At 68.9% G+C, this 22,437-nt stretch carries 22 protein-coding genes; 11 read left to right on the top strand and 11 right to left on the bottom strand.

The features are described from left to right. Positions 1-69 precede the first annotated feature (69 nt). The gene (locus tag HUA78_RS07915; protein ID WP_141641643.1) at positions 70-1,005 is read right to left on the bottom strand and encodes a LysR family transcriptional regulator; all 936 of its coding nucleotides are present in this window, start codon (positions 1,003-1,005) and stop codon (positions 70-72) included. Between the two features lie 106 nt (positions 1,006-1,111). Here HUA78_RS07915 and HUA78_RS07910 point away from each other — a divergent pair, with 106 nt between their 5' ends. From HUA78_RS07910 to HUA78_RS07900, 3 genes are all read left to right on the top strand, one after another. Beyond that, entirely contained in the window at positions 1,112-2,836 is a 1,725-nt protein-coding gene (locus tag HUA78_RS07910; protein ID WP_174475997.1) for an alkaline phosphatase family protein, read from the top strand. 110 nt (positions 2,837-2,946) lie between these two features. Continuing rightward, a complete protein-coding gene (locus HUA78_RS07905) occupies positions 2,947-3,510 on the top strand; it encodes a regulatory protein RecX (RefSeq protein ID WP_141641645.1) in 564 nt (187 codons plus the stop codon). Between the two features lie 147 nt (positions 3,511-3,657). After that, entirely contained in the window at positions 3,658-4,434 is a 777-nt protein-coding gene (locus tag HUA78_RS07900; RefSeq protein WP_174475996.1) for an alpha/beta fold hydrolase, read from the top strand. An 18-nt stretch (positions 4,435-4,452) separates the two neighbouring features. Here the strand turns inward: HUA78_RS07900 and HUA78_RS07895 are convergent, their stop codons facing one another. Continuing rightward, positions 4,453-5,355, bottom strand: coding sequence for a LysR family transcriptional regulator (locus HUA78_RS07895; RefSeq protein ID WP_174454193.1), 903 nt, complete (start codon positions 5,353-5,355; stop codon positions 4,453-4,455). Between the two features lie 90 nt (positions 5,356-5,445). Here HUA78_RS07895 and HUA78_RS07890 point away from each other — a divergent pair, with 90 nt between their 5' ends. Continuing rightward, a complete protein-coding gene (locus HUA78_RS07890) occupies positions 5,446-6,561 on the top strand; it encodes an aldo/keto reductase (RefSeq protein WP_174454194.1) in 1,116 nt (371 codons plus the stop codon). A 27-nt stretch (positions 6,562-6,588) separates the two neighbouring features. Here the strand turns inward: HUA78_RS07890 and HUA78_RS07885 are convergent, their stop codons facing one another. From HUA78_RS07885 to HUA78_RS07855, 7 genes are all read right to left on the bottom strand, one after another. Beyond that, on the bottom strand, positions 6,589-7,176 hold the full coding sequence (locus HUA78_RS07885) for a Uma2 family endonuclease (protein WP_174454195.1): 588 nt from the start codon (positions 7,174-7,176) through the stop codon (positions 6,589-6,591). 49 nt (positions 7,177-7,225) lie between these two features. Continuing rightward, positions 7,226-7,816 (bottom strand): Uma2 family endonuclease, encoded by a 591-nt coding sequence (locus HUA78_RS07880; RefSeq protein WP_174464870.1) that lies wholly within the window; start codon positions 7,814-7,816, stop codon positions 7,226-7,228. A gap of 64 nt (positions 7,817-7,880) precedes the next feature. Continuing rightward, positions 7,881-8,618, bottom strand: a complete 738-nt coding sequence (locus HUA78_RS07875; RefSeq protein WP_141641651.1) for an SDR family oxidoreductase — start codon at positions 8,616-8,618, stop codon at positions 7,881-7,883. Between the two features lie 24 nt (positions 8,619-8,642). Then, complete coding sequence (locus HUA78_RS07870; protein ID WP_174454197.1) at positions 8,643-10,034, bottom strand: FAD-binding oxidoreductase; 1,392 nt, start codon at positions 10,032-10,034, stop codon at positions 8,643-8,645. A 13-nt stretch (positions 10,035-10,047) separates the two neighbouring features. Continuing rightward, the gene (locus HUA78_RS07865; protein ID WP_174475995.1) at positions 10,048-11,493 is read right to left on the bottom strand and encodes a UbiA family prenyltransferase; all 1,446 of its coding nucleotides are present in this window, start codon (positions 11,491-11,493) and stop codon (positions 10,048-10,050) included. An 83-nt stretch (positions 11,494-11,576) separates the two neighbouring features. Continuing rightward, positions 11,577-12,620 (bottom strand): methyltransferase, encoded by a 1,044-nt coding sequence (locus tag HUA78_RS07860; protein ID WP_141641654.1) that lies wholly within the window; start codon positions 12,618-12,620, stop codon positions 11,577-11,579. Between the two features lie 11 nt (positions 12,621-12,631). After that, positions 12,632-12,997 (bottom strand): MXAN_6627.5 family MYXO-CTERM protein, encoded by a 366-nt coding sequence (locus tag HUA78_RS07855; protein WP_141641655.1) that lies wholly within the window; start codon positions 12,995-12,997, stop codon positions 12,632-12,634. 114 nt (positions 12,998-13,111) lie between these two features. On the opposite strand from HUA78_RS07855, the gene HUA78_RS07850 reads away from it, so the two are divergent. Next, entirely contained in the window at positions 13,112-14,440 is a 1,329-nt protein-coding gene (locus HUA78_RS07850; protein ID WP_141641656.1) for a response regulator, read from the top strand. Positions 14,441-14,508: 68 nt separating this feature from the next. On the opposite strand, the gene HUA78_RS07845 is transcribed toward HUA78_RS07850, so the two are convergent. Then, positions 14,509-15,156, bottom strand: coding sequence for a hypothetical protein (locus HUA78_RS07845; protein ID WP_141641657.1), 648 nt, complete (start codon positions 15,154-15,156; stop codon positions 14,509-14,511). Between the two features lie 57 nt (positions 15,157-15,213). On the opposite strand from HUA78_RS07845, the gene HUA78_RS07840 reads away from it, so the two are divergent. From HUA78_RS07840 to HUA78_RS07825, 4 genes are all read left to right on the top strand, one after another. Then, a complete protein-coding gene (locus tag HUA78_RS07840) occupies positions 15,214-15,708 on the top strand; it encodes a hypothetical protein (protein WP_174454200.1) in 495 nt (164 codons plus the stop codon). Between the two features lie 62 nt (positions 15,709-15,770). Further along, entirely contained in the window at positions 15,771-16,985 is a 1,215-nt protein-coding gene (bcp, locus tag HUA78_RS47460) for a thioredoxin-dependent thiol peroxidase (protein WP_174475994.1), read from the top strand. Positions 16,986-17,365: 380 nt separating this feature from the next. Continuing rightward, entirely contained in the window at positions 17,366-17,860 is a 495-nt protein-coding gene (locus HUA78_RS07830; protein ID WP_174475993.1) for a hypothetical protein, read from the top strand. 100 nt (positions 17,861-17,960) lie between these two features. After that, entirely contained in the window at positions 17,961-18,398 is a 438-nt protein-coding gene (locus HUA78_RS07825) for a hypothetical protein (protein WP_174454202.1), read from the top strand. A gap of 175 nt (positions 18,399-18,573) precedes the next feature. On the opposite strand, the gene nagZ is transcribed toward HUA78_RS07825, so the two are convergent. Beyond that, a complete protein-coding gene (gene nagZ, locus HUA78_RS07820) occupies positions 18,574-19,638 on the bottom strand; it encodes a beta-N-acetylhexosaminidase (RefSeq protein WP_174464878.1) in 1,065 nt (354 codons plus the stop codon). Positions 19,639-19,894: 256 nt separating this feature from the next. On the opposite strand from nagZ, the gene HUA78_RS07815 reads away from it, so the two are divergent. Continuing rightward, the gene (locus tag HUA78_RS07815) at positions 19,895-20,335 is read left to right on the top strand and encodes a DUF488 domain-containing protein (protein ID WP_254614143.1); all 441 of its coding nucleotides are present in this window, start codon (positions 19,895-19,897) and stop codon (positions 20,333-20,335) included. A gap of 88 nt (positions 20,336-20,423) precedes the next feature. Next, positions 20,424-21,806 carry an ATP-dependent RNA helicase DbpA gene (gene dbpA / locus HUA78_RS07810; RefSeq protein ID WP_174475992.1) on the top strand — a complete coding sequence of 461 codons (1,383 nt, stop codon included), beginning with the start codon at positions 20,424-20,426 and terminating at the stop codon, positions 21,804-21,806. Positions 21,807-22,437: the final 631 nt, after the last annotated feature.

Below are 22,437 nucleotides of genomic sequence, written 5' to 3'. Positions count from 1 at the left end.
ACGGGGTGCCCAAAAGGATGATTGCCCTGTGGCGCGCTCGCGGGAGCCCGCTCCGTTCCTCCGAGGCGCCTACCGCGCCTTGCGCCGGGCCTTGGTCCGGCGTGTCTTGGGCGCGGTGAGTCCACGCTGCTCGCTGGCGGTGCGCAGGGACTCGATGAGGCGGAGCGCCGCGGGGTTCTCCGGGGCGCTCGCCCGCTGCACGGAGTAGATGAGGTTGACGACCTGCTGGCGGCTCGGGGCCTGGGGCACGACGACGGTGCCCTGACGGGCGGCCTGGGCGACGCAGTGGTCGGGGAGGATGGACCAGCCGTGGCCGGCGGCCACCGTGCCCAGCACCTCCTCCAGCTCCTCGAAGTGGTACGTGCCCCGCACGGAGCGGGGCTGTCGTCCGTAGTGGCCCTCGAACCACTTGCCGAAGACGTACTCACACTCGTCATACGTGATGAAGGCCAGGTCCTCGAAGGCCGCGAGCGACGGGAACGCGCGTCCCCGTGCCTGGGGCGGACCGACGAGCACCAGCTCCTCGCGCCACACGGGCGCGGTCAGCAGGCGGCTCGATACGTGGGGCAGGTAGACGAAGCCCACGTCACAGACACCGTCCTCCAGGGATGAGAAGACCTGGTCCGCCGTGGGGAAGCGCAGGGAGTACGGCGCGGAGGCCCGCTCACGGGAGAGGAGGGGATAGAGCACATAGCGTCCGAAGCCGCTCACCGAGGCGATGCGCAGCGGTGCTGGCTGGGTGTCGCCTTCCTTGAACGTGCGCGCGAGTCGACCGAACTCGTCGAAGAAGCGCTCACAGAGGGCATGCAGCTTCGTGCCCGCGTCGGTCAGCGTGAGTCGCCGCGTCGTGCGGTCGAAGAGCACGGTGCCCAACTGCTGCTCCAGTTGATGAATCTGGTAGCTCACCGCCGGCTGCGTCCGGTGCAGCACCGTCGCCGCGCGACTGAAGCCCCGCTCGCGGCTCACCGTCAGGAAGGTCTCGAGATAGCGAGGGTCCAGATCCATCGAACCATTCTATCGGCTCCATCCAGTCTATCCATTGGATTGATGGCGCGGAGCGCTCGCAGGATGCCCTCCACATCGCGAGGTGCGCGGTGTCGGAGGTGGAATCATGACGGGTTCATGGAGTCGGACGCTCGTGTCGCTGGGCTGTCTATGGGTGGTGCTGGGCTCGCGCCCGAGCGAGGCACGTGAGCCGGAGGTGTCCTCGGGCAAGGTGGGGTCGCGCACGGTGGCTCCAGTCCGAGGCTTCTCGCGGGCCCAGGCGTCCGCCGTGGAAGAGGCGCGTCCGTCGTTGGTGGTGTTCCTGGTGTTCGACGGATTGCGCTACGACGACCTGGAGCGGTGGCGCCATCGGATGGGGCCGGGAGGTTTCCGCAGGCTGCTGGAGGGCGGCACCGTCTTCGACTCCGCGCGCTATCCCTATGCGACGACGAAGACGTGTCCAGGACACGCCACGCTCGCGACGGGGGCCCTGCCCGGCGCGCACGGAATCATCTCCAACGAGTGGTACGAGCGGGAGTCCGGCGCGGAGGTGAGCTGTGTAAAGGACGCCGCGAGCCCACCGCTGGATGACCCGAAGGGAAAGGGCGTGTCACCCCGGCGACTGCTGGTGCCGACGTTGGGAGACCGGTTGCTCGCGACGCATGGGGCCTCGTCGCGCGTGCTGTCCGTCTCGTTGAAGGACCGCGCCGCCATCATGCTCGGAGGCCACCGGGGACAGGCGTACTGGTGGGGCACGAAGGGCTTCACGACGAGCCGTCACCACGCGGAGCAACTGCCATCCTGGGTCTCCACCTGGAATCAGGCCCAGGTCTCCCAGAAGGGTGGAGTCTGGGCACGAGGCGCGGAGCCCGGGGCGTACGGCGCGCTGGGGCCCGATGACGATGCGCGCGAGCGTCCACCCGAGGACCTGGGGCGGACGTTTCCGCATCCCCTCTCCACGGAGGACGCCTTCCTCTACACCCCGCTGGGCGCGGAGAAGCTGTTCGAGTTCGCCCTGGCGGGCCTGCGCGCCGAAGCGCTGGGGAAGCGTCCTGGTGCGAGGGACCTGCTGGCCATCGGCATGTCGAGTGTTGATGTGGTGAGCCACGCCTTCGGTCCGGAGAGTCACGAGACGGCGGACATGATTCTCCGAATGGACAGGGCGCTGGCCGCGTTCCTGGCGACGCTGGAGCGGGAGCTCGGATTGTCTCGGGTGCTGGTGGCCATGAGCGCGGACCACGGGATGGCGCCCGCGCCCTCGCGAGCCGAGCAGCGGATGCCAGGTGCGCTCGTGACGCACGCGGTGGACGCGGCGCTGGACCGCGCGTTCGGACCCGAGGACTGGGTGGAGGCCTTCAGCACGCCGCACCTGTATCTGCGTCAGTCGCGACTGAAGGCGCGCAAGGTGAGGTTGGAAGATGCCGTCGAGGTGAGCCGCACCGCGGTCCAGGCGCTGCCTGGCATCTCCGACGTCGTCTCCGCCTCGGACGTGAGCGCGGGTCGTGAGCGGGGCTTCGCTCGAAGGGTGCGCGGGGAGTACGTGCCGGCGCGGTCCGGGGAACTCGTCATCATCGCGGACCCGCATGTGCTGCTGGACCCGGGGGAAGACCATGCGAGCACGCACGGCACGCCGTACGAGTACGACATCCACGTGCCGCTCATCCTCTTCGGCCAGGGCCTCCCCGCCGCGCGCCATGGGCGGCCCGTCACTCCGCTCGACCTGGCGCCCACGCTGGCGACGTGGCTGGGCGTGACGCTGCCGGATGCCTCGGGAAGTCCGCTCTGCGAGGCCCTGGCGCCTGGGACGTCCGTGCCCGCGAGCTGCGCCGCGAATGCCGCCGCCGCGCGATGAGGGCGAGTGAGGAGGCGGTGGCGCCGCTTGACTGCCCGCTTGGGTGTTCCTGGACCTGACACCTCTTGTTTCGCGTCCGGGTCAGACGCCCCTGGTAGATAGGGGGCCACGTGGACGACGACCGGACCGGACAGGACAGCAGGCCCCCCAGGAAACAGAAGCGACCCCGGAAGGTGTCCGCCCGCTATCTGGAGAACGTGGCGCTGCACTACCTCAAGCGCTACGCCTCCACGGTGAGCCAGTTGAAGCGCGTGCTGGTACGCCGGGTGGACCGCTCGGTGAAGGAGCATGGCGGAGACCGCGCCGAGGCGCTCGGGTGGATTGACGCGCTCACGCAGAAGCTCGTCCGCAACAACCTCGTCAACGACGACGCCTATGCGGGGATGAAGGCGCAGTCGCTGCGTGCCTCGGGGCGCAGCACGCGGATGATTGCGCAGAAGCTGCGGATGAAGGGCGTGGCCTCGGACCTGGTGCAGCGCAAGCTGGCGCTGGCCACCGCGGAGGTCTCCGACGAGGACGCCGCGCGCATCTGGGCCCGGAAGAAGCGACTGGGGCCCTTTCGCAAGGACCTGGCCACGCGTGAGGAGAATCGCAAGCGCGACCTCGCGTCGCTGGCTCGCGCGGGCTTCTCGTTCGGCGTGGCGAAGAAGATCATCGACGGAGCACTCGACTAGCGCTGCGACGTCCGGCCCGGCGTGAACTCCCATGCCGTGATGCCGCGAAGCAGTTTTGCGGAAAAGAACGCAGCTATCAAGTTGCAAAAGTCTCCCGTACTTCCCCGCGTGACTGGAACACCTCCAGTCCCTCACGGGAGTCACGGGATGAACGCGACGAAAGACCTGCGGACAGTCACGCTCGATGGCCTGCGAATGCACTGCACGCTGATGGGCGAGGGCCCTCCTCTCGTCCTGCTCCACGGCTTCACGGGGACGGGCGCGGACTGGGTCCATGTGTTCGACCTGGACATGCTCGCCCGCGAGTACCGGCTCATCATCCCGGACCTGCGGGGCCACGGCCGGACCGACAACCCGTCAGAGGACTTCACCACGCGCCAGGGCGGGGTGGACGTGCTCGCGCTGCTGGACTCGCTGGGCATCGAGCGGTTTCGCGCCATCGGCATGAGCCTGGGTGGCAACACGCTGCTGCACCTCGCGACGCGTGCACCGGGCCGCGTGGAGCGGATGGTGCTCGTCTCCAGCACGCCGTACTACCCCGCGCAGGCGCGCCGCTTCATGGCCACCTTCACGGAGGAATCGCGCACCGAGGCCGAGTGGGCGGACATGCGCGCCAAGCACGTCCACGGAGACGCGCAGATTCGCGCGCTCTGGCGACACGGCCGAGGCTTCGCGGACAGCTTCGACGACATGAACTTCACGCCGCCGCTGCTCGGCACGGTGCGCGCGCGGACGCTGCTCGTCCAGGGGGACCAGGACCCGCTCTATCCGCTGGAGCTGTCGGTGGAGCTGTATCGCGCCATTCCCGCGTCCCGGCTGTGGGTCGTCCCGGGCGGGGGACATGGCCCCATCTTCGGGGAGCAGCGTGAGGACTTCGCGCGAACGGCGCTGGCGTTCCTGGAGGAGCCCGCGCCGGCGTCGTGAGGTGGCGATGCCCCCGTGTCAATTCGTGGGGAGCAGCTTGCGCGCCAGGGCGATGAAGGCGCGCAGCGGCGCCGACGCGCGGGCCCGGTGGGGGTAGTACAGGAAGATGCCCGGGACGGAGGGCGCCCAGTCCTCCAGCACGGGCACGAGGGTGCCCGCGCGCAGGGCGGGGGCGACCTGCAGCTCCGCCAGGTAGGTCAGCCCCACGCCCGCCACCGCCATGCGGTACATGACCTCGGAATGGTCCGTGGCCAGCCGGCCCTTCACCTGGATGCGCAGCTCCTTGCGACCCCGCTCCAGCTCCCAGTGATAGGGCAGGCTCGTCGTGGGCGCGCGGTAGGTGATGCAGTCATGTTTCGCCAGGTCCTCGGGGTGCATCGGGGTGCCGTGGCGCTTCAGGTAGGAGGGGGAGGCGAGGACCATGAAGCGGAAGGCGGGCGTGAGCCGCACCTGCACCATGTCCTTCTCCACGGCTTCAATCAGCCGCAGTCCCGCGTCGAGCCCCTCCTCGACGATGTCCACGAACCTGTCGGACAAGCGCACCTCCGCGTGGACATGCGGATTGTCCCGGAGGAAGCGGGGCAGCACCGGCTCGATGATGCTGGCGAGGGCGATGCTGGGCACCGTGAGTCGCAGGGTGCCGGTGAGCTGCGTGGTATCGGCGGACAGGTGCTCGAGCGCGTTGAGGGCGGACTCCAGTCCCGGGGCGGCGCGCTCCAGCAGGCGCTGGCCAGCGTCGGTGAGTGACACGTTGCGAGTGGTGCGAAAGAACAACGCCTGTTGGACCCGCTCCTCCAGCAGCCGCACGGACTGACTCACCGCGGAGGTGGAGACGCCCAGCTCCTTCGCGGCCCGGGTGAAGCTCTTGTGCCGTGCGACGGAGACGAACACGGCCAGCTCGTTCAGTGGGGTCAGTGCCATTGTGAAGCCATTCTAAACAGTGCTTTCGCGCCGTGTCTCTTCTCCGAAAGGCCCTCGGGCGGCAGTTTGAGGTCATTCACGGAGGCACACATGACGACGACGAACCGCATCGACTCGCTTTCTCGCTACCACCTGTTGGGGCGCTCGGGGCTGCGGGTGAGCCCGCTGGCCCTGGGGACCATGACGTTCGGCACGGAGTGGGGCTGGGGGAGCCCCAAGGACACGGCGCACCGCCTGCTGGCCCGCTACCTGGAGGCAGGGGGCAACTTCCTCGACACGGCGGACGGCTACACGAACGGGACGAGCGAGGAAATCATCGGGGACTACTTCGCGAAGCAGGGCGGGCGTGACGGCGCCGTCATCGCGACGAAGTTCACGGTGAACACGTCGCCGGGAGACCCGAACGCGGGAGGCAACGGCCGCAAGAACATCCACCGCGCGGTGGAGGGCTCTCTGCGCCGGCTGAAGACGGACTACCTGGACCTGTACTGGATGCACGCGTGGGACGGCATCACTCCGATGGAGGAGGTGATGAGCACGCTGACGGACCTCGTGAGGGCGGGGAAGATTCGTTACATCGGCCTGTCGGATGTGCCGGCCTGGTACTTCGCGCGGGCGCAGACGCTGGCGGAGCGCGAGGGCTGGGAGCGCGTCGTCGCGTTGCAGCTGGAGTACTCGCTGGTGGAGCGCAACATCGAGCGGGAGCACATCCCGGCCGCGCTGGAGCTGGGGGCGAGCATCACCCCGTGGAGCCCGCTGGCGTCGGGGTTGTTGTCGGGCAAGTACACGCGAGAGGGCCTGGTGGCGAAGGGAGAGGGGCGACTGCCGGCCGTGCAGGGCCGAGGCAACCCGGGAATGGAGAAGCTCTTCACGGAGAAGAACTGGCGCATCGTGGACACGCTGATGGAGGTGGCGCGGGAGCTGGACAAGCCGCCCGCGCAGGTGGCGTTGGCGTGGGTGACGCGGCGGCCGGGGGTGGCCTCCACCATCATCGGGGCGACGAAGCTGGAGCAGCTCGAGGCGAACCTGCGTGCGCTGGACGTGGAGATTCCGGAGGCGCAGGCGGCGAAGCTGGACGCGGCCGGTCGCCCGGAGCTCGTCCACCCGTACATCTTCTTCGAGAACGCCTTCTTCACCAGCGGCATGTTCACCGGTGGCACGTCCGTGCGCGCCGAGCCGACGTGGTTCCGTCCGGCGGTGCGCTGAAGTTCGGGTGCGCGCTGGAGGCTGGTTTCAGTCGGTGCGCTGAAGGGAGCGCCAGAGCCAGCCCCAGCGCAGCTCCAGGTCCTCGAAGGGTGGGACTCGGATGAGGGCGTCGTGCTCGTTGTAGACGCCCAGCTCGGCCCATTGTCCTTCACGCAGCTCGCTCACGGTGAGCGAGCGTGAGTCCAGGTCGATGAGCCACAGGTGTTTGATGCCGAGTCGCGCGTAGAACGGGCGCTTGATGCGCAGGTCATACGCACGAGTCGACGGCGACAGGATTTCACAGACCCAGTCGGGCTCCGTGGTCCATTGTCGCTCGGGAAGACGGGCGACGCGCTCTCTCCGCCAGCCCGCGAGGTCTGGGATGAACTCCGGGGAGCCTCCGGCCTGCACGCCGGGCTCGACCATGAGCCACCAGCCGCCCGGCCCTGGGTTTCCGAGCTGGAACGGACCATCCAGCTCACCAAAGAGTCTCAGCCCGAAATAGACATGCCCACCACCGGGGCGGGCATGCGTGTACAGCGCTCCATCGATGATCTCGCCCACGACGCCCTCGGGCAGAGCCTCGATATCGGCGAGGGTCGCGACACCCTCTGTCTCGCGCTTGCCGTAGGCCATGCCCCGAGTGTGGAGATAGCAGCGCTGTCTGACAAGCGGACGCGAGAGGCTATATCCCGGCGGAGGGCTCCACGAACGGCCAGAGCGCGCCGAGTCTCAGCTCGAGGTCTTCGAACGGAGGCACGCGGACGACGTCCTCATCACCGTAGGTCCCTACTTCCATCCAGAGTCCGTCGCGCAGCTCGCTCACCGTGAGGGTTCGTGCGTCCACGTCGATGAACCACAAGTGCTTGATGCCAATCCGCGCGTAGAACGGCTGCTTGATGTGCAGGTCATACGCACGTGTCGACGGTGACAGGATTTCGCAGGCCCAGTCAGGTGCTACGAGCCAGGAACCCGTGGGTAGCCGTGCCACCCGGTCCTTCCTCCAGCCCGCGACGTCCGGAATGAACTCCGGCGAACCCTCCAGCCGGATGCCGGGCTCCACCTGAATCCACCAGCCCCCAGGTCCGCCACTCCCATGCTGGAAGGGGCTCCAGAGCAGGGCATGCAGACTTCCAAGGGTATTCATATGCCCAGCACGTGGCTGGGCATGCACATACAACGTTCCTTCGATGATCTCGCCCACGACGCCCTCGGGCAGAGCCTCGATGTCGGCGAGGGTCGCGACACCCTCTGTCTCGCGTTTGCCGTAGGCCATGCCCCGAGTGTGGAGATAGCAGGGCCGTCCGACAAGCCGCGCCGCTGACGGCGTCCGTTTACAGCTAGAGCTTCAACTTCTTGAACACGGATTCCGGGATGCTCTTGATGATGAGCATGATGAGCGCCCAGATGCCGGGAACGTAGACCTCGTTCTTGCGCGCATCCGCGGCGCTGAGCAGTCCGCGTGCCACCTTCTCCGGCGAGGCGAACAGCTTGTTCTTCGGCAGGTGCGCCGTCATCGGTGTGTCCACGAAGCCCGGCTTCACCGTCACCACCGCCACGTTGGACTTCGCCAGGCGATTGCGCAGGCCCTGCAGGAACACGGTCAGCGCGCCCTTCGACGTGCCGTACACGTAATTGCTCTGCCGGCCGCGGTCTCCGGCCACCGACGAAATCACCACCAGCGTGCCGGCCTTCTGCGCCTCGAAGCGGTTGGCCAGCACCGTCAGGAGCGACGCCGCGCTCAGGAAGTTGGTGCGCAGCACCGCCTCCGTCGCCGTCCACGAGCGCTGCGCCTCCGCCTGGTCTCCCAGCACGCCGTGCGCCAGCACCACGCCGTCCAGCCCGCCCAGCGCCTGGAACGCCCCGTCCACCAGCGCCTCGTGCACGGCGAAGTCGTTCAGGTCCACCGCCTTCGACTCCACCTTCGCGGCGCCCCGCGTGGCGGCATCCTTCGCCACCGCGTCCAGGTTCTCCGCGTTGCGGCCCACGAGGTACAGCGAGGCACCGCGAGCGGCGAGCAGCCGCACCGTCGCCTGGGCAATGGCGCTGGTGGCGCCGAGGACGAGCACTTTCTTCATGGGGTCGGCAATCTCGGAGAGAGGTCAGCGAAGCGCAAGCAGGGACTTGGGATGCGGCGCTCCGGAAGCGCGCTCCGATTCCAGCGAGAAGGGCATGGCCACCGGATTCATCCGCCGCCAGAACGATGAGGAGAACGCCGGGTCGATGTACCCCGCGAACTCCGCGCGGCGCGGGAAGTACGCGGCGAAGCTCTCCGGACTCATCCGCGCGTCCTTCGCCGGATACACCGCGCCGCCCGCCTCGCGCGTCACCCGGTCCAGCTCCTCCACCAGCCGGTACGTCTTCTCCCCCCGGTTGGCGAAGTCCATGGCCAGCGTCACACCCTGGCGCGGAAAGGACATCCACCCCGGCGAGGGAAGGTCACCGAAGGTCTTCAGCACCGACAGGAAGCTGGGCAGTCCGCCGCGCGAGCTTCGCTCCAGGATGTCCTTCAGCGCGTCACGCGCGGTGGCGTAGGGCACCACGCACTGGAACTGGAGGAAGCCCCGGCTGCCATAGATGCGGTTCCACGCGTAGATGGCGTCCAGCGGATAGAAGAACGGGTCGTAGTGCGTCAGCCGCTGCTTGGGCTTGCCGTTCTGCCGGTGGAAGTAGAGCCAGTTGAACGCCGACACCGACAGCCGGTTGAGGCAGAAGGCCGGCATGTCCATCGGCACCGCGAGGCCAATGCCATGCGACAGGTGGCTCTTGGTCAGCGGGAGCCCGTCGAACTGCGGCGGCGCGAAGTTGCCCCGGTACAGCAGGCCCCGTCCCACCTTCTTGCCGCGCGCCAGGCAGTCCACCCACGCCATGGTGAACTCGTGGTCCGCCTCGGACTCGCGCGCCACGACGAGGAATTCGTCCAGGTTGCCGAAGGGCACCGTCTCCTGGAGCACGTACGGGTTGCTGATGGGCTTGAGCTGCACCTCCGCCCACGTGACGAGCCCCGTGAGTCCCAGGCCGCCAATCGTCGCGCCGTACCAGTCCGGGTTCTCGTCCGGCGCGCACACCCGGCGGCTGCCATCCGAGCGCACCAGCTCGAAGCGGCGCACATAGCGGCCGAACGTCCCGCCCCGGTGGTGGTTCTTCCCGTGCACGTCGTTGGCGATGGCGCCGCCCACCGTCACGTACTTGGTGCCCGGCGTCACCGGCAGGAACCAGCCCCGAGGCGCCGCCAGTCGCAACAGCGTGTCCAGCGTGACGCCCGCCTCGCAGCGCACCACGCCCGTGGCCGCGTCGAAGGCGATGAGCTTGTCCAGGCCCGAGGTGAGCAGCAGCGTCCCGCCCCCGTTGAGGCAGGAGTCGCCATAGCTGCGCCCCAGCCCGTGCGGCAGCACGGAGCCAGAGACTTGCGGCAGTGCGTCCGAGCGCCACGTCAGCGCCTGCGTGCGCTGCTCGACTTGGGGGTAACGCCCCCAGGACTCCAGTGACTTCATCGCGGAAGCCCTCTCACGTGGCCGCCCACAAGACCAGGGCGGAGACGAGCCCCACCGCGTAGCTCACCTTGTCCTTGAGCGCGAAGACGAGCGGGTCCTCGTTCACCTGCCCGCGATGCGCCAGCACCCAGATGCGGCCCACCCAGTAGAGCATCACCGGGCACAACAGCCACAGGCGCTCCGGGTGGTCGTAATAGACAGTCACTTCCTTTGACGTGATGTACAGCGCCAGCACCAGCACGGACACCTGGCCCGCCGCCGCGCCCAGGCTGGCGAGCTGCTCGTAGTCCTGCGCCAGGTACCCGCGCCCATGCGCGGACGTCTCGTTGGACAGCCGCAGCCGGCGCACCTCGCTCAGCCGCTTCACCAGCGCGAGCGACAGGAACAGGAACATGCTGAACATGAGCAGCCAGCTCGACGTGGGCACGCCCACCGCCAGCGAGCCGCCGAAGATGCGCACCGTGTACAGGCCCGCCAGCACCAGCACGTCCAGCATCACCACCTGCTTGAGCCGCAGCGAGTACGCCAGCGTCAGCGCGTAGTACGTCGCCAGCAGCGCCGCGAAGGCGGGCGGCAAGAGCAGGCACACCGCCGCCCCGGCCAGGAGCAGCACCGGCGCCAGCACCACGCCCACGCTCACCGGCAGCGAGCAGGCCGCGAAGGGGCGCTTCTTCTTCGTCGGGTGCCGCCGGTCCGAGTCCAAATCCAGCAAGTCATTGAGCACGTACACGCTGGACGCGCACAGGCTGAACGCCACGAAGGCCAGCACCGCCTGGGCCAACAGATTCGGCGCCGCGGCCTTGTGCGCGGCGAGCACCGGCACGAAGACGAGCGCGTTCTTCGCCCACTGGTGCACGCGCAGCGCCTTCACCCAGACGCGCGGGCCCACCTTGGGCCTCTCGAAGACGCGGTGGACCTGACGCCCCAGTCCCCGGGCCTTCTCGAGCACGCCCGCCGGCGCGTGGACCACCACGATGTTTCGCGACTCGCGCCACAGCGGCACGTCCACCGCGTCGTTGCCCGCGTAGTCGAACGTGCCCAACGCGGCCTTCAGCTTCGCCAGCTTGCGCGCGCCGGAGAGGTTCACCGTGCCATCGCTGGCGTGGATCTCCGCGAAGATTCCCAGGTGCGCGGCGACGGCCTGCGCGATTCGCTGGTCCGCCGCCGTGGCCAACACCAGCCGGCGGCCCCGCGCCTTCTCCTCGTGGAGGAACGCGAGCAGCTCCTCGTTGTACGGCAGCTGCGCGGCGTCCAGGCCCGCCCGCCGGGCGACTTCCGCCTTGAAGTACGCCTTGCCCTTGAGCACCCACAGGGGCAGCAGCAGGAGCAGCCACGGCGCGCGCTTGAAGAGCACGAGCAGGTTCTCGTGCAGCGTGTCGGTGCGCACCAGCGTCCCGTCGAGGTCGACGGCGAGCGCCACGTCGGGCGAGTCAGCGGTGAGGGGTGTCTCGGGAAGCATGGGCAACGGGGGCGAAGGCTACCCTGTTGGACCGCTCCTGGGAGCGGGAAGGGCGCGCGGCCCCCCGCCCGCCAGGGCACCGCTCAGTCGAGTCGGGCGATCAGCAGGGTTTGAAGGGGGAGGTTTCGGATGGGTCGGCTGCTCTCGATGCGGTAGCCCGCATCGTCGAGGAAGCCCTCCACCTCCGCGGGCGTGTAGGCGTCAGCGCCGGAGGTGACGAAGTAGTGCAGGCCGATGAGGGGCGCGGAGCTGGCGGGGTCCTGGATGTCCTCGCGCAGATACTCCAGCACGGCCAGCGTCCCCTTGGGGGCCAGCGAGGAGCGGATGCGGCGCAGGAGCGCCACGTTCTGCGCGGGCGTCAGGTGGTGCATCACCTGGAACAGCAGCACGCCGTCATAGAGGCCACCCAGCTCCGCGGAGAGGATGTCCCCGGCCTGATGGGTGACCAGGTGGCTCAGCCCCGCGGAGGCGATGATGTCCCGGCCCACTCGGACGCTGCCTTCCAAATCCAGCACCGTGGCCTTGAGGCCCCGGTGGCGCAGGCACAGCTCCGCGGCGAACCAGCCATGCGCACCGCCCAAATCCAACAGGTGTCTGGCACCCCGGGGCAGGGGGATGGCGCCGACTACTTCCGGGGCCGCCAGCCGGGCGAGCTGATGCATGGCGTGGATGTAGTCGCGCCAGCGCGGGTCCTCCGGCGCGAAGTCGTGGATGTCCACCGCCTCGCCCGAGCGCACCACGCCCTCCAGCCCCGTCCACCAGTCCCACTGCGCGTAGTTGAACTCCAGGAAGGCGCCCACGTACTTGGGCGAGCGCGGGTCCAGCCACCGCTTGGAGCGCGAAGCCAGCCGGTAGCGGCCGTCGCGCTGACGCTCCACCGCCTCGCACGCCACCAGCGCCTCCAGCAGGGAGCGGGTGCCTTCCGGGGACAGCTTCAGCCGCGCCGCCAGCGCCTCCGACGTGGCCGCGCCGTCCGCCAGCGCGCCGTAGATGCCCAGCCGCACGCCCGCCATCAGCGTGCGCGACGCCATCATCCCGAAGAAGGCATGGGCCAGGGGTTGGGGGGCCAGGTTGAACCAGTCCGCCACACGCTCCAGCAGGTTGTCCGCCTTGAGCCCCAGCCGCATGCGCGCGCCCCCTAACGCTTCTTCCGGGGGAGGGCCAGGCCGGCCAGTCCCACCATCACCAGCGCGGCCTCCACGCCCATCAGGCAACCCACCTGCTCCGCCTTGCGCACCCCCGTGTAGCGGCAGGTTCCGTCCTCGCAGGAGAAGCGCGGCGAACAGTCTCCGCTGCTGCGACAGACGGTGTTCACCCGCCCCGTCCCGTCCTCCCCTTCCGGGTTGTCCCGGTCGGGTCCGCCCTCTCCAGTGGATGCGTCCGGGAGGGGGATGATGATGCCTCCGTCCCCCGATGACTGGGCGAGGGCGACGGCGGGCAGCAAGAGGGGGAGGCAGGCCAGCAGAGACAAGCCCTGGGCGCGGACAAGGTGACGAAGGGACATGACGGGGTCGTCACCCTAACCGCCCCGCCGCACAGATGCATCCACCGTGGAAACCGGAACTCGGGGGTAGATTGTCCCACCCCACCGCCTTCATCTGGTAGCGTACGACCCGCGATGGCCGCCCCCAGAATCCTCGTCGTCGATGACAACCCGGAGCTTCTTTCCCTCCTCACGCAGCTGTTCGAGGACGCGGGCTACGAGGTCGTCGGCGCCAGCCGCGGCAGGCAGGCGGTTGACGTCGCTCGGGCCAATCCCCCCGGCGCGGCCGTCTTGGACATCCTGCTGCCGGACATGATGGGCTACCACCTGGCGGACGCGCTGCGGAAGGACAACCCCCAGCTCCCGCTGCTCTTCATCACCGGCGTCTTCAAGGGCGGCAAGCACGCGCTGGAGGCCCGGCAGAAGTACCAGTCCGCCGGCTACTTCGAGAAGCCGTTCGAGGCGCAGAAGCTGCTGGAGGCCGTCACCAAGGTCCTCCCTCCGGAAAAGAAGGCCCCGCCCGCCGGCTCCCTCCAGGACGCCTTCGAGGTGGAGCTGGACATCGACGTGGAGGAGGAGGGCCCCCAGGATGTGATGGAGCTGACGGGCCGCATCAAGGTGACGGGTGGCGGCAACATCACCGCGGAGATTCGCGGCGCCAACCTCACCGCCAGCCCCATGCAGAAGGTGCCGGCCACCCAGGTGCGGCGGCCCACGCCGGGCCATCCGCCGGACTCTCCTCCCGCGGGCTCGGGCGCGCCGGGCAGCCGCCGGGGCGAGCTGAAGGACAACCTGCCCTCGTTGCTCACCGCCTACTACCTCTCCCGTGAGACGGGCGAGCTGGGCATCCAGCGCGGCAAGGTGAAGAAGGTCGTCTACTTCGAGAAGGGCATGCCGGTGTTCGCCCTCTCCAACCTGCTGGCGGACCGCTTCGGGCAGTTCCTCGTCCGCGTGGGGAAGATCAAACCCGAGCAGCTCCAGGATGCCTCCGCCGTGGCGGGAGCGACGAACCGGCGCACGGGCGACGTGCTGGTGGAGCGCGGGCTGCTCAAGGACACCGAGCGGCTCTACTACGTGGGCCAGCAGGTGAAGGCCGTCATCTACTCGCTCTTCGCGTGGGAAGAGGGCACGTATCTGATGAGCTTCCGGGAGAAGGCCAGCTCGGAGTCCATCAAGCTGGACGTGCACCCGGCCAACCTCATCGTCCGTGGCATCAAGAAGCTCTACAAGCCGGAGCGCCTGCGCCGGCTGCTGCAGCCGGAGGACCGGCTCATCCCCGCGGTGGCCCCGGCGTACCAGCTCAACGAAGTGGAGCTGGAGCGGTGGGAAGCGGAGCTGTTGCCCAAGATTGACGGCAACCGCACCGTCGCGGAGCTGCTGGCGTTCGCCAACCGCCCCGAGCACGTCGTCTACGGCTTCCTGGTGGCGATGATGGCGCTGGGCATCCTGGACAAGCGCTCGTAGCGCGTCCGGGTCGCCGGGCGGGCGCCTGCTTGGAGCCTGGGGCGCCCGGGGTGGCTTGGAGCTCGAGCTCAGCCGCCCGTCAGGCGGGAGCCAATCCAGAACAGGCCGAGCGCACCGGAGCCCACGGCGACGACGCGCTGCACCCAGGTGGTGATGCGGTCGTTGAGGCGGGTGAGGCCCTCGGCGAAGAGCAGGCCCACGGTGCCCATGCCGATGAGGATGCCCAGCGCGAAGCCGGGCAGGTACGTCCACGCGGCCAGGCTCATGCTTCCGCCGACGAGCAGCGGGGGCAGGGCGAGCAGCAACGAACGCACGCCGCTGACAGCCATCAGCGCGCCGGCGGCGGTGCTGACGGTGTGCACGTGCTCGTGCGGCTCCTTGGAGTGGCCGGGCAGGTGGGGGTGGCCGTGGTTCAGGCTGTTGGGGAACAACAGCGCCGTCACGGCGAGGGCCACCAGCACGGCGCCGCCGAAGATTTCGGCCCAGCGCTCGAAGGTCTCGGACAGGCCCACGCCGGCCAGGAGGCACAGGGAGGCGATGCCGCCCAGCATGGCCGCGTGCCCCAGCGCGAAGCGGAAGGCGGTGGCGATGGCCGCGCGACGCCGGCCCCCATTCAGGGTTCCGAGCGTGGCCACGGCCGCGCAATGGTCCGGCCCCACGGCGTGGAGCAGGCCCTGGGACAGACCGAGCAGGAAGGCAAGGAGAATGGGCTGCACGACGCGGCACCCTAGCCGCGCTTCCCTCCGGAGGCCAGCAAGAGGTACCTACGCGTCATGTGGACTGCCTTCCGACCGCTGCCGGCCGCGCTTTCACTCGTGTTTTGTTGGGTCCTCTTCACCGGGTGTGACTCGGGGAAGAAGCAATTCCAGGAAGCCAATGCACAGTACGAGGCGCTGGTGGACCGGGGCGTGCCGCCGACAGACCCGGCGTGGGACGCGGTGGTCGCGTCGCTGGAGAAGGTGCCCGCCGGCTCACGCTCGCGTCCGGAAGCCGACAAGCGTCTTTCGGCCATTCGTGGCCTGCGGGGCAGCCTGCCTCCGCGTCCGTTGGCGACCCCCGGTGCGACGGGGCCCGGCACCAGCGAGGCGGACGTGAAGCGCGCCGCGTGCGAGGCGCTGGCGAAGAAGCTGGGACAGGCGTCGGACGAGGCCACTCGCGAGCCACTGCACAAGGCGCTCGAGCAGTGTCACGCGGACCTGGTCCGGCTGGAGGCCAAGAGCCACCCCCCCGGGGAAGAAGGCCACGAGCATGGGAGTCCGCCGCATTGACGCCGTGTGACGTCGCTCACGGATGATTGAGAACACGTCGGGTTTGTGGCTATGGAGCGCGCATGCCCATGCCCCAAGCAGGTGACGCGGCTCCCGACTTCGTGCTTCAGGACCAGGACGGCAACTCCGTGACGCTCTCGCAGCTCGCGGGGAAGAACGTCGTCCTCTATTTCTATCCGAAGGATGACACTCCCGGATGCACCGTGGAGGCGTGCAGCTTCCGCGACGAGCACTCGGTGCTGGAGGCCGCTGGAGCGGTGGTGCTCGGCGTGTCCGCGGACAGCACCGCGAGCCATCGCAAGTTCGCGACCAAGTTCAACCTTCCCTTCCCGCTGCTGGCGGACACCGAGCACCAGGTGTCGGACGCCTACGGCGTCTGGGGGGAGAAGTCGCTGTATGGACGCAAGTTCCTGGGCATCAACCGCGCCACGTTCCTGATTGGACCGGACGGCAAGGTGAAGCAGGTGTGGCCGAAGGTGAAGGTGAACGGCCATGTGGTGGAGGTCCTCGCCGCGCTGGGGGCGAAGCCGAGTGCTCCGGTGTCGGGCGGGTCCGCGTTAGATGTGGAGGCGGCGGCGCCCGAACTGCCCGCGGCGTCCGTGAAGGACTCGGAGTGGGTAGATGAACTCACTCCGCTCTCGGGCACTCCGTTGACGGCGCCGGCGCAGGTGACGAAGTTCGAGCCCGCGAAGCGGAAGTCCGCGGCGACGAAGGCTCCCGCGAGCAAGGCCGCGTCGCAGGATGAGACGCCGGCCGGGGCGGCTGTCGCGGTGACGACCGCGCCCGAGAAGAAGGCCGCGCCCGCGAAGAAGCCGGCCTCCGAGAAGAAGGCCGAGCCTGTGAAGACCGAGCCTGTGAAGGCCGCGCCCGCGAAGAAGCCGGCCTCCGAGAAGAAGGCCGAGCCTGTGAAGGCCGCGCCCGAGAAGAAGGCCGCTCCCGCGCAGAAGACCTCCGCGAAGGAGGCAGCGCCTGTGAAGAAGGCGCCCGCGCAGAAGACCTCCGCGAAGAAGGCAGCGCCTGTGAAGAAGACCTCCGCAAGGAAGGCAGCGCCTGTGAAGAAGGCGGCCGCGAAGAAGGCCGGGCCCGCGAAGAAGACCTCCGCGAAGAAGGCAGCGCCTGTGAAGAAGGCAGCCGCGAAGAAGGCGTCTGCGAAGAAGGCCACGCCCGCGAAGAAGACCTCCGCGAAGAAGGCGTCTGCGAAGAAGGCGCCCACGAAGAAGGGGGCCTCGGCGAAGAAGTCCGCTCCCGCGAAGAAGTCAGCTGCGAAGCGGAAGTAGCAGAGCGCTGCCGTGAAGCACGGCCACTTCCCAGATGCGTGGACGCGGCGCTTCAAGCCTCGTCCCCGTATCTGGGGATGAGGCGCCACGGAGCACTGTCTGTGCGGCGACGATGCTCGTGCTCGGACGCACGGTGCTTTGAACCAGGCAAGGGAGCAGGGACTCGCCGCGCAAAATTTGCGGCGAGACGCGGGCTTCTGTCCCGAAGAAGTCTCAATCCACCGTGACCATGAAGAAGACGGTGCGCGAGCGCCGAGGAGGGCGTAACTGAGCAAGCGGCCCAAGCGGCCGCCGTGTACCCGCCTCGTGGTTTGGACACCAGACGTGCCCATTCTCCTGGGATGCGGGGGACTTGAAGACAGACATCCGAGGAGTGGGACATGCGCGAGCGGAATTTCCGGCGGTGGGCTCAGGTGGCGGCGTTGACGGTGGGTGTCATGGGCGCGGTGGGCTGCGGTGGCCTGCCCGAGACAGGGGGCAAGCAGCCGGGCGAGAGTCGCGGCGGGCCGTTCGCTCAGCGTGGCATCCAGCCGGATGCGCTCCTGGACATGCAGGGCAACGTGCACCCCGAGAAGTCCCCGCCCTGGTTGATGGTCGCGGACCGGGGCCACAACGGCACCATCAAGGACATTGGTTCCAGCATCGACCCGCGCACGCCCAAGCTGGAGGGACAGCAGAACAAGTCCCTCTGGGACGACAAGGGGAAGATGATGGAGGACCGGTACGGCGTCGAGGGGGGTGCCACCTTCGCGCCGACGTCACAGGGGCTGGGTGGCGAGGATGGCGCGATTCAGGGTGGCTCGACTGACTTCAACCATGGTTGGGGTTACCGGCCGCAGGGCTGGCAGGACCGCAACGCTCGGCTGCGGCGCTAGGTTCGACTCGGGCGGACGGCTGGTTCTTCGCCGGCACCCGCGTACGAGGATGGGTATCCATCCCTCTGGGGCCTGAATGGCTCGCCGGAGGGATGGACACATGAACCAGGGAAACATTCGCCGCTGGCTCCTACCCGGCGCGCTGGCCGTGGCTTCGTTGGTGGGCACGGCGTGTCACCGGGAGGAAGAGCGCGTCCGTCGGGAGATTCCCAGGACGGGCGGCCCCTATCAGGGCGTCGCCAATGACTCGCAGCCCTTGAGCAGCTTCGGCCCGGGAACGGGTGGCTCGGGCACGCCCGACATCGCGCCCGTGCAGGACATCGTGGGCACGAACCTGCCGCCCACGGCGGTGGGCAATGTCCCTCCGCGTGTGGAGCCCGGCATCGCCGCGGGCTCACCGACAGCGATTCAGAAGGAGCAGCAGGAGCAGGACGCACCGCCCCAGGGGGCCCCGCCCGCGAAGAACACGCCGGATGGAACGTCGGCCCCGAAGCCAGGGGATGCTCCTCCACGCGAGGACTCCAAGGTCCCGCACTAGTTGCTCGGTGCACGGGGCCGGTGCCCCGTGGCGCTCATCGAGACGCGAGCATGACCTTGGTGGGGCCTGGGCTCGCTACACGGGGCCGGTGCCCCGTGGGGCTCCTCAAGACGCGAGCAGGACCTCGGCGGGGGCCTTGGCCCGCTACACGGGGTGGTGCCCGTGGCCGTCACGCTCAGCGAGACGCGAGCATGACCTCGGTGGGGTCCTTGCCCGCGAAGGCGCTGTCGAGCCCCTTGGCGAGCGCGTGATGCTCGGCGCCCCCCAGGGTGGCGAGCCGGTCCTCCGCCGGGTGCGCGAAGCGCGCGGCGAGTACGTCGAGCCTGCGGTGCGCCTCGGTGATGCGCTCGCGCGGAATCCTGCCGGACTCCACCGCCTTCACCACGGCCTCGACGGCGCGACGCTGCACCTCCGCGTGGTGGCACACGAGGAACAGGTCCACGCCCGCGAGCGTGCCCTGCACCGCCGCCTCCTCCACCGTGTAGTGGTCCGCGATGGCCTTCATCTCCAGGTCGTCGCTGACGAGCACGCCGTCAAAGCCCAGCTCCTCGCGCAGCACCCCCGTGAGCACGCGCTCGCTCATCGTCGCGGGCACGCCCTTGTCCAGCGCGTCGAACAGGACATGGGCCGTCATCAGCGAGGCCAGCCGCGCCTGCGCGAAGGCCCGGAAGGGCACCAGCTCCACACGCCGCAGCCGCTCCAAATCATGCGCCAGCCTGGGCAGCGTCAGGTGGCTGTCCGTGGTCGTGTCCCCATGCCCGGGGAAGTGCTTGCCGCAGGAGGCGATGCCGCCGGCCTCCAGGCCCCGCGCGAGCGCCACACCCAGCCGCGCCACCTCCTCCGCGTCCCGGCTGAAGCTCCGGTCCCCAATGACGGGATTGGCCGGGTTGGTGTCCACATCCAGCACCGGCGCGAAGTCCCAGTCGAAGCCCACCGCGCGCAGCTCGTGCGCCAGCAGCCGCCCCACGCGCTCCACCAACCGGGCGTCCCCGCGCTGTCCCAGCTCGCGCATCGGGGGCAGGGCCGTGAACGGCGCCCCGCGCAGCCGCGCCACCCGTCCTCCCTCCTGGTCCACCGAGAGGATGAAGGGCCGACCCGCGCGCGTCTTCAGCTCGCGGCACAGCGTCGCCGTCTCCTGTGCCGTACCCACGTTGCGCTTGAAGAGGATGGCGCCATAGACGCCGTCATCCATCAGGGCCGCCAGGTCGGCGTCGATGCGAGTCCCAGGAAAGCCCACCATGAACAGGCGGGCGCAGTCGCGGTAGAGGGCGGAGGCGGTCACGGGACGCAGTGTCGCAGAACCCGGGCCTCAGCTGGATACCGTTCCTTCGCGGTCCGCACCGGGCGTCGTCTGCCCGTCACCTCCCGGGGCGGTCATGTCCGCTGGCCGCCATCCCGGTCCGCCCGGGGCAGGGGTCGCCCGGCTCCTCCACGTGGCTTCCGGCGGGCTCCTCGCATCGTCATGTTGAGGCACGGCGGCGAGGCGCCAGCGCGGGATGCCAGGGCGCCTGCCCGTCCACCTGTCGGGGGAGCACGGGACGATGATTCAAATCGAGCGGGTGTATCACCACCTGGAGCCGCACGACTCGGAGGGGGCTCGCTTCCTCGTCGAGCGACTGTGGCCACGAGGTATCAAGAAGACCCACCTGAAGCTGGATGGCTGGCTCAAGGACGTGGCGCCCAGCACGGAGCTGCGCAAGTGGTACGGCCATGAGCCCGCGCGCTGGGAGGAGTTCCAGCGCAGGTACGCCCAGGAGCTGCGGGAGCATCGCGAGGCCCTGGAGCCGCTCGTCGAGGCGGCCCGACGGGGAGACGTGACGCTGCTGTTCAGCGCGCGGGACGAGGACCACAACAGCGCCGTCGTCCTGAAGGCGCATCTGGAGCGCGGGCTGCGTCCAGCCAGGCGGCGCTCGCGCCAGCACCCGACGGTGCATTGACACAGGGGCTTGTTCCGCCACGGACGGCTGCTACAAGGGCCCCGGGATTCCGAGGCACCTTCCGCGCCTCCGTTCAATCGAGGCCCTGATGGATTTCGCCACGCTCGAGCTGTCTCCACCCTTGCTCCAGGTCATCGCCGAGCTGGGTTTCCAGGCCGCCACGCCCATCCAGGCGCAGAGCATCCCCGTGTTGCTCAAGGGCAAGGACCTGGTCGGCCAGGCGCGCACCGGCAGCGGCAAGACGGCGGCCTTCGCGCTGCCCATGCTCCAGCACGTCCAGCTCCAGGACCGACGCCTGCAGGGGCTGGTGCTCTGCCCCACGCGAGAGCTGTGCGCCCAGGTGGCGGGAGAGATTCGCAAGCTGGGGCGCCGGCTGCCGGGCCTTCAGATATTGGTGCTGGCGGGCGGACAGCCCATCCGGCCGCAGTTGGAGGCGCTGGAGAAGGGCGTGCACATCGCGGTGGGGACGCCCGGCCGGGTGATTGATGTGCTGGAGCGCGAGGCGCTGGAGACGAAGCGCCTGGGCACGGTGGTGCTGGACGAGGCGGACCGGATGCTCGACATGGGCTTCCGCGAGGACATGGAGCGCATCATCGGCGCGATGCCGTCACGGCGTCAGACGGTGCTCTTCTCCGCGACGTTCCCTCCAGACATCGCGGCCCTGAGCCGCGCGTTCCAGAAGGACCCCGTGCGCGTGACGGTGGAGGACACCGAGGCCACGCCCGCGATTCGTCAGGTCCGCTACGACACGAAGCCCGAGGACAAGACCCAGCAGTTGCTGCGCGTGCTCCGGCTCTACCAGCCGTCCTCCGCCATCGTCTTCTGCAACCACAAGGCGACGGTGGTGGAGCTGACGAAGGCACTCTCCGACGCGGGCGTCAGCGTGGACGGGCTCCAGGGGGACCTGGAGCAGTTCGAGCGGGACCGGGTCATGGCGAAGTTCCGCAACCTCACCACGCGGGTGCTCGTCGCCACGGACGTGGCGGGGCGAGGCATCGACGTGGAGGCGCTCGACGCCGTCGTCAACTTCGACATGCCCTTCCAGCCGGAGCCGTACGTGCATCGCATCGGACGCACGGGGCGCGCGGGGCGCACGGGGCTCGCCATCGCGCTGGTGGCGCCGAACGACAAGCGCAAGGTGGAAGAGATTGAGCAGTCGCTGGGCCTGAAGCTGGAGCCGGGCGACGCGGCGGAGCTGGAGGCCGCGGCGTCGAAGCCGGGTTCGCTCGGCTCGGATTGGGAGACGCTCTACATCTCCGCCGGGCGCAAGGACAAGATGAGGCCGGGAGACATCCTCGGCGCGCTGACGGGTGAGGCGGGTGGCTTCGCCGCCACGGACGTCGGCAAGATTGAGATTCAGGACCACATCGCCTACGTCGCCGTCGCGCGCCGCGTGGCGAAGATGGCCTTCCAGCGCTTGAGCGAAGGCCGCATCAAGGGCCGCAAGCACAAGATTGAACGCGTGAAGTAGCGCTCGCGCAGAGCGAGCCCGCACGCGCAACGGGCCAGGCCCGCACCCTCTGGCCCTCCTCCCACCCCGCGACGGGTGACTTCGTCATGCGGGAAGCCTCCGGCGTTGAGTGGCTTGCCGCTGCTGGGCTGAAGTCGCCCGTGGAGCTTCGCCGCGTCACGTGTCGCGGCGGGGTGACGGGACTCCCCGCTTCCAGCCCGCATGGATTTGTGGCGTCCGTGCATCAGGCGCGAGTCTTTGCGATGGCTGTCTGACGAAAGCCACGTAAAGGCAATCGCGCAAGGGCGTCGCTCTGCCGACACGATGAAATTTCTATGAGTGTGTGGCCCCGCCCGAGGACCGCGTGACGGTCTTCGTTCGTGGCGCTCTCGAGAAGCCAGGTCGAATTTCCTGGACGCGGCGGTGTCCCCCGTCCGCCTGTCCTGTGCGGGTCTCTCCGAATGCGCAAGTCAGGGATGGCCGTTGTGCAATGTTTTTGCCCGGCGAGAGACTTCAGACGCGACTCACGGTTGTCTGACTGAGGTCATCAGGTAAATTCATACAAACCGGTCCCTCATTATTGGGGGGTCACGGTTTTCGCAATTCTGGTTTGTTTTCCAGCAAAACAGTCGGCGCCGCTTTATGGCTTGCA

Origin of the sequence: Myxococcus sp. CA033, assembly GCF_013336625.1 — a bacterium.
Classification (GTDB): Bacteria; Myxococcota; Myxococcia; order Myxococcales; family Myxococcaceae; genus Myxococcus; species Myxococcus llanfairpwllgwyngyllgogerychwyrndrobwllllantysiliogogogochensis.
The sequence above is the reverse complement of the archived record's forward strand: the minus strand, read 5'-3'. Positions and strand labels throughout refer to the sequence as shown.

Excerpts from the sequence above, each read along its gene's own strand:
- HUA78_RS07880 (WP_174464870.1), bottom strand. The coding sequence starts at position 7,816 with ATGGCCTACGGCAAACGCGAGACAGAGGGTGTCGCGACCCTCGCCGAC.
- nagZ (WP_174464878.1), bottom strand. The coding sequence starts at position 19,638 with ATGGTGGGCTTTCCTGGGACTCGCATCGACGCCGACCTGGCGGCCCTG.
- dbpA (WP_174475992.1), top strand. The coding sequence starts at position 20,424 with ATGGATTTCGCCACGCTCGAGCTGTCTCCACCCTTGCTCCAGGTCATC.
- HUA78_RS07910 (WP_174475997.1), top strand. The coding sequence starts at position 1,112 with ATGACGGGTTCATGGAGTCGGACGCTCGTGTCGCTGGGCTGTCTATGG.
- HUA78_RS07885 (WP_174454195.1), bottom strand. The coding sequence starts at position 7,176 with ATGGCCTACGGCAAGCGCGAGACAGAGGGTGTCGCGACCCTCGCCGAT.
- HUA78_RS07865 (WP_174475995.1), bottom strand. The coding sequence starts at position 11,493 with ATGCTTCCCGAGACACCCCTCACCGCTGACTCGCCCGACGTGGCGCTC.
- HUA78_RS07900 (WP_174475996.1), top strand. The coding sequence starts at position 3,658 with ATGAACGCGACGAAAGACCTGCGGACAGTCACGCTCGATGGCCTGCGA.
- HUA78_RS07825 (WP_174454202.1), top strand. The coding sequence starts at position 17,961 with ATGAACCAGGGAAACATTCGCCGCTGGCTCCTACCCGGCGCGCTGGCC.
- bcp (WP_174475994.1), top strand. The coding sequence starts at position 15,771 with ATGCCCATGCCCCAAGCAGGTGACGCGGCTCCCGACTTCGTGCTTCAG.
- HUA78_RS07830 (WP_174475993.1), top strand. The coding sequence starts at position 17,366 with ATGCGCGAGCGGAATTTCCGGCGGTGGGCTCAGGTGGCGGCGTTGACG.
- HUA78_RS07915 (WP_141641643.1), bottom strand. The coding sequence starts at position 1,005 with ATGGATCTGGACCCTCGCTATCTCGAGACCTTCCTGACGGTGAGCCGC.
- HUA78_RS07870 (WP_174454197.1), bottom strand. The coding sequence starts at position 10,034 with ATGAAGTCACTGGAGTCCTGGGGGCGTTACCCCCAAGTCGAGCAGCGC.
- HUA78_RS07860 (WP_141641654.1), bottom strand. The coding sequence starts at position 12,620 with ATGCGGCTGGGGCTCAAGGCGGACAACCTGCTGGAGCGTGTGGCGGAC.
- HUA78_RS07855 (WP_141641655.1), bottom strand. The coding sequence starts at position 12,997 with ATGTCCCTTCGTCACCTTGTCCGCGCCCAGGGCTTGTCTCTGCTGGCC.
- HUA78_RS07850 (WP_141641656.1), top strand. The coding sequence starts at position 13,112 with ATGGCCGCCCCCAGAATCCTCGTCGTCGATGACAACCCGGAGCTTCTT.
- HUA78_RS07890 (WP_174454194.1), top strand. The coding sequence starts at position 5,446 with ATGACGACGACGAACCGCATCGACTCGCTTTCTCGCTACCACCTGTTG.
- HUA78_RS07815 (WP_254614143.1), top strand. The coding sequence starts at position 19,895 with ATGCCAGGGCGCCTGCCCGTCCACCTGTCGGGGGAGCACGGGACGATG.
- HUA78_RS07895 (WP_174454193.1), bottom strand. The coding sequence starts at position 5,355 with ATGGCACTGACCCCACTGAACGAGCTGGCCGTGTTCGTCTCCGTCGCA.
- HUA78_RS07875 (WP_141641651.1), bottom strand. The coding sequence starts at position 8,618 with ATGAAGAAAGTGCTCGTCCTCGGCGCCACCAGCGCCATTGCCCAGGCG.
- HUA78_RS07840 (WP_174454200.1), top strand. The coding sequence starts at position 15,214 with ATGTGGACTGCCTTCCGACCGCTGCCGGCCGCGCTTTCACTCGTGTTT.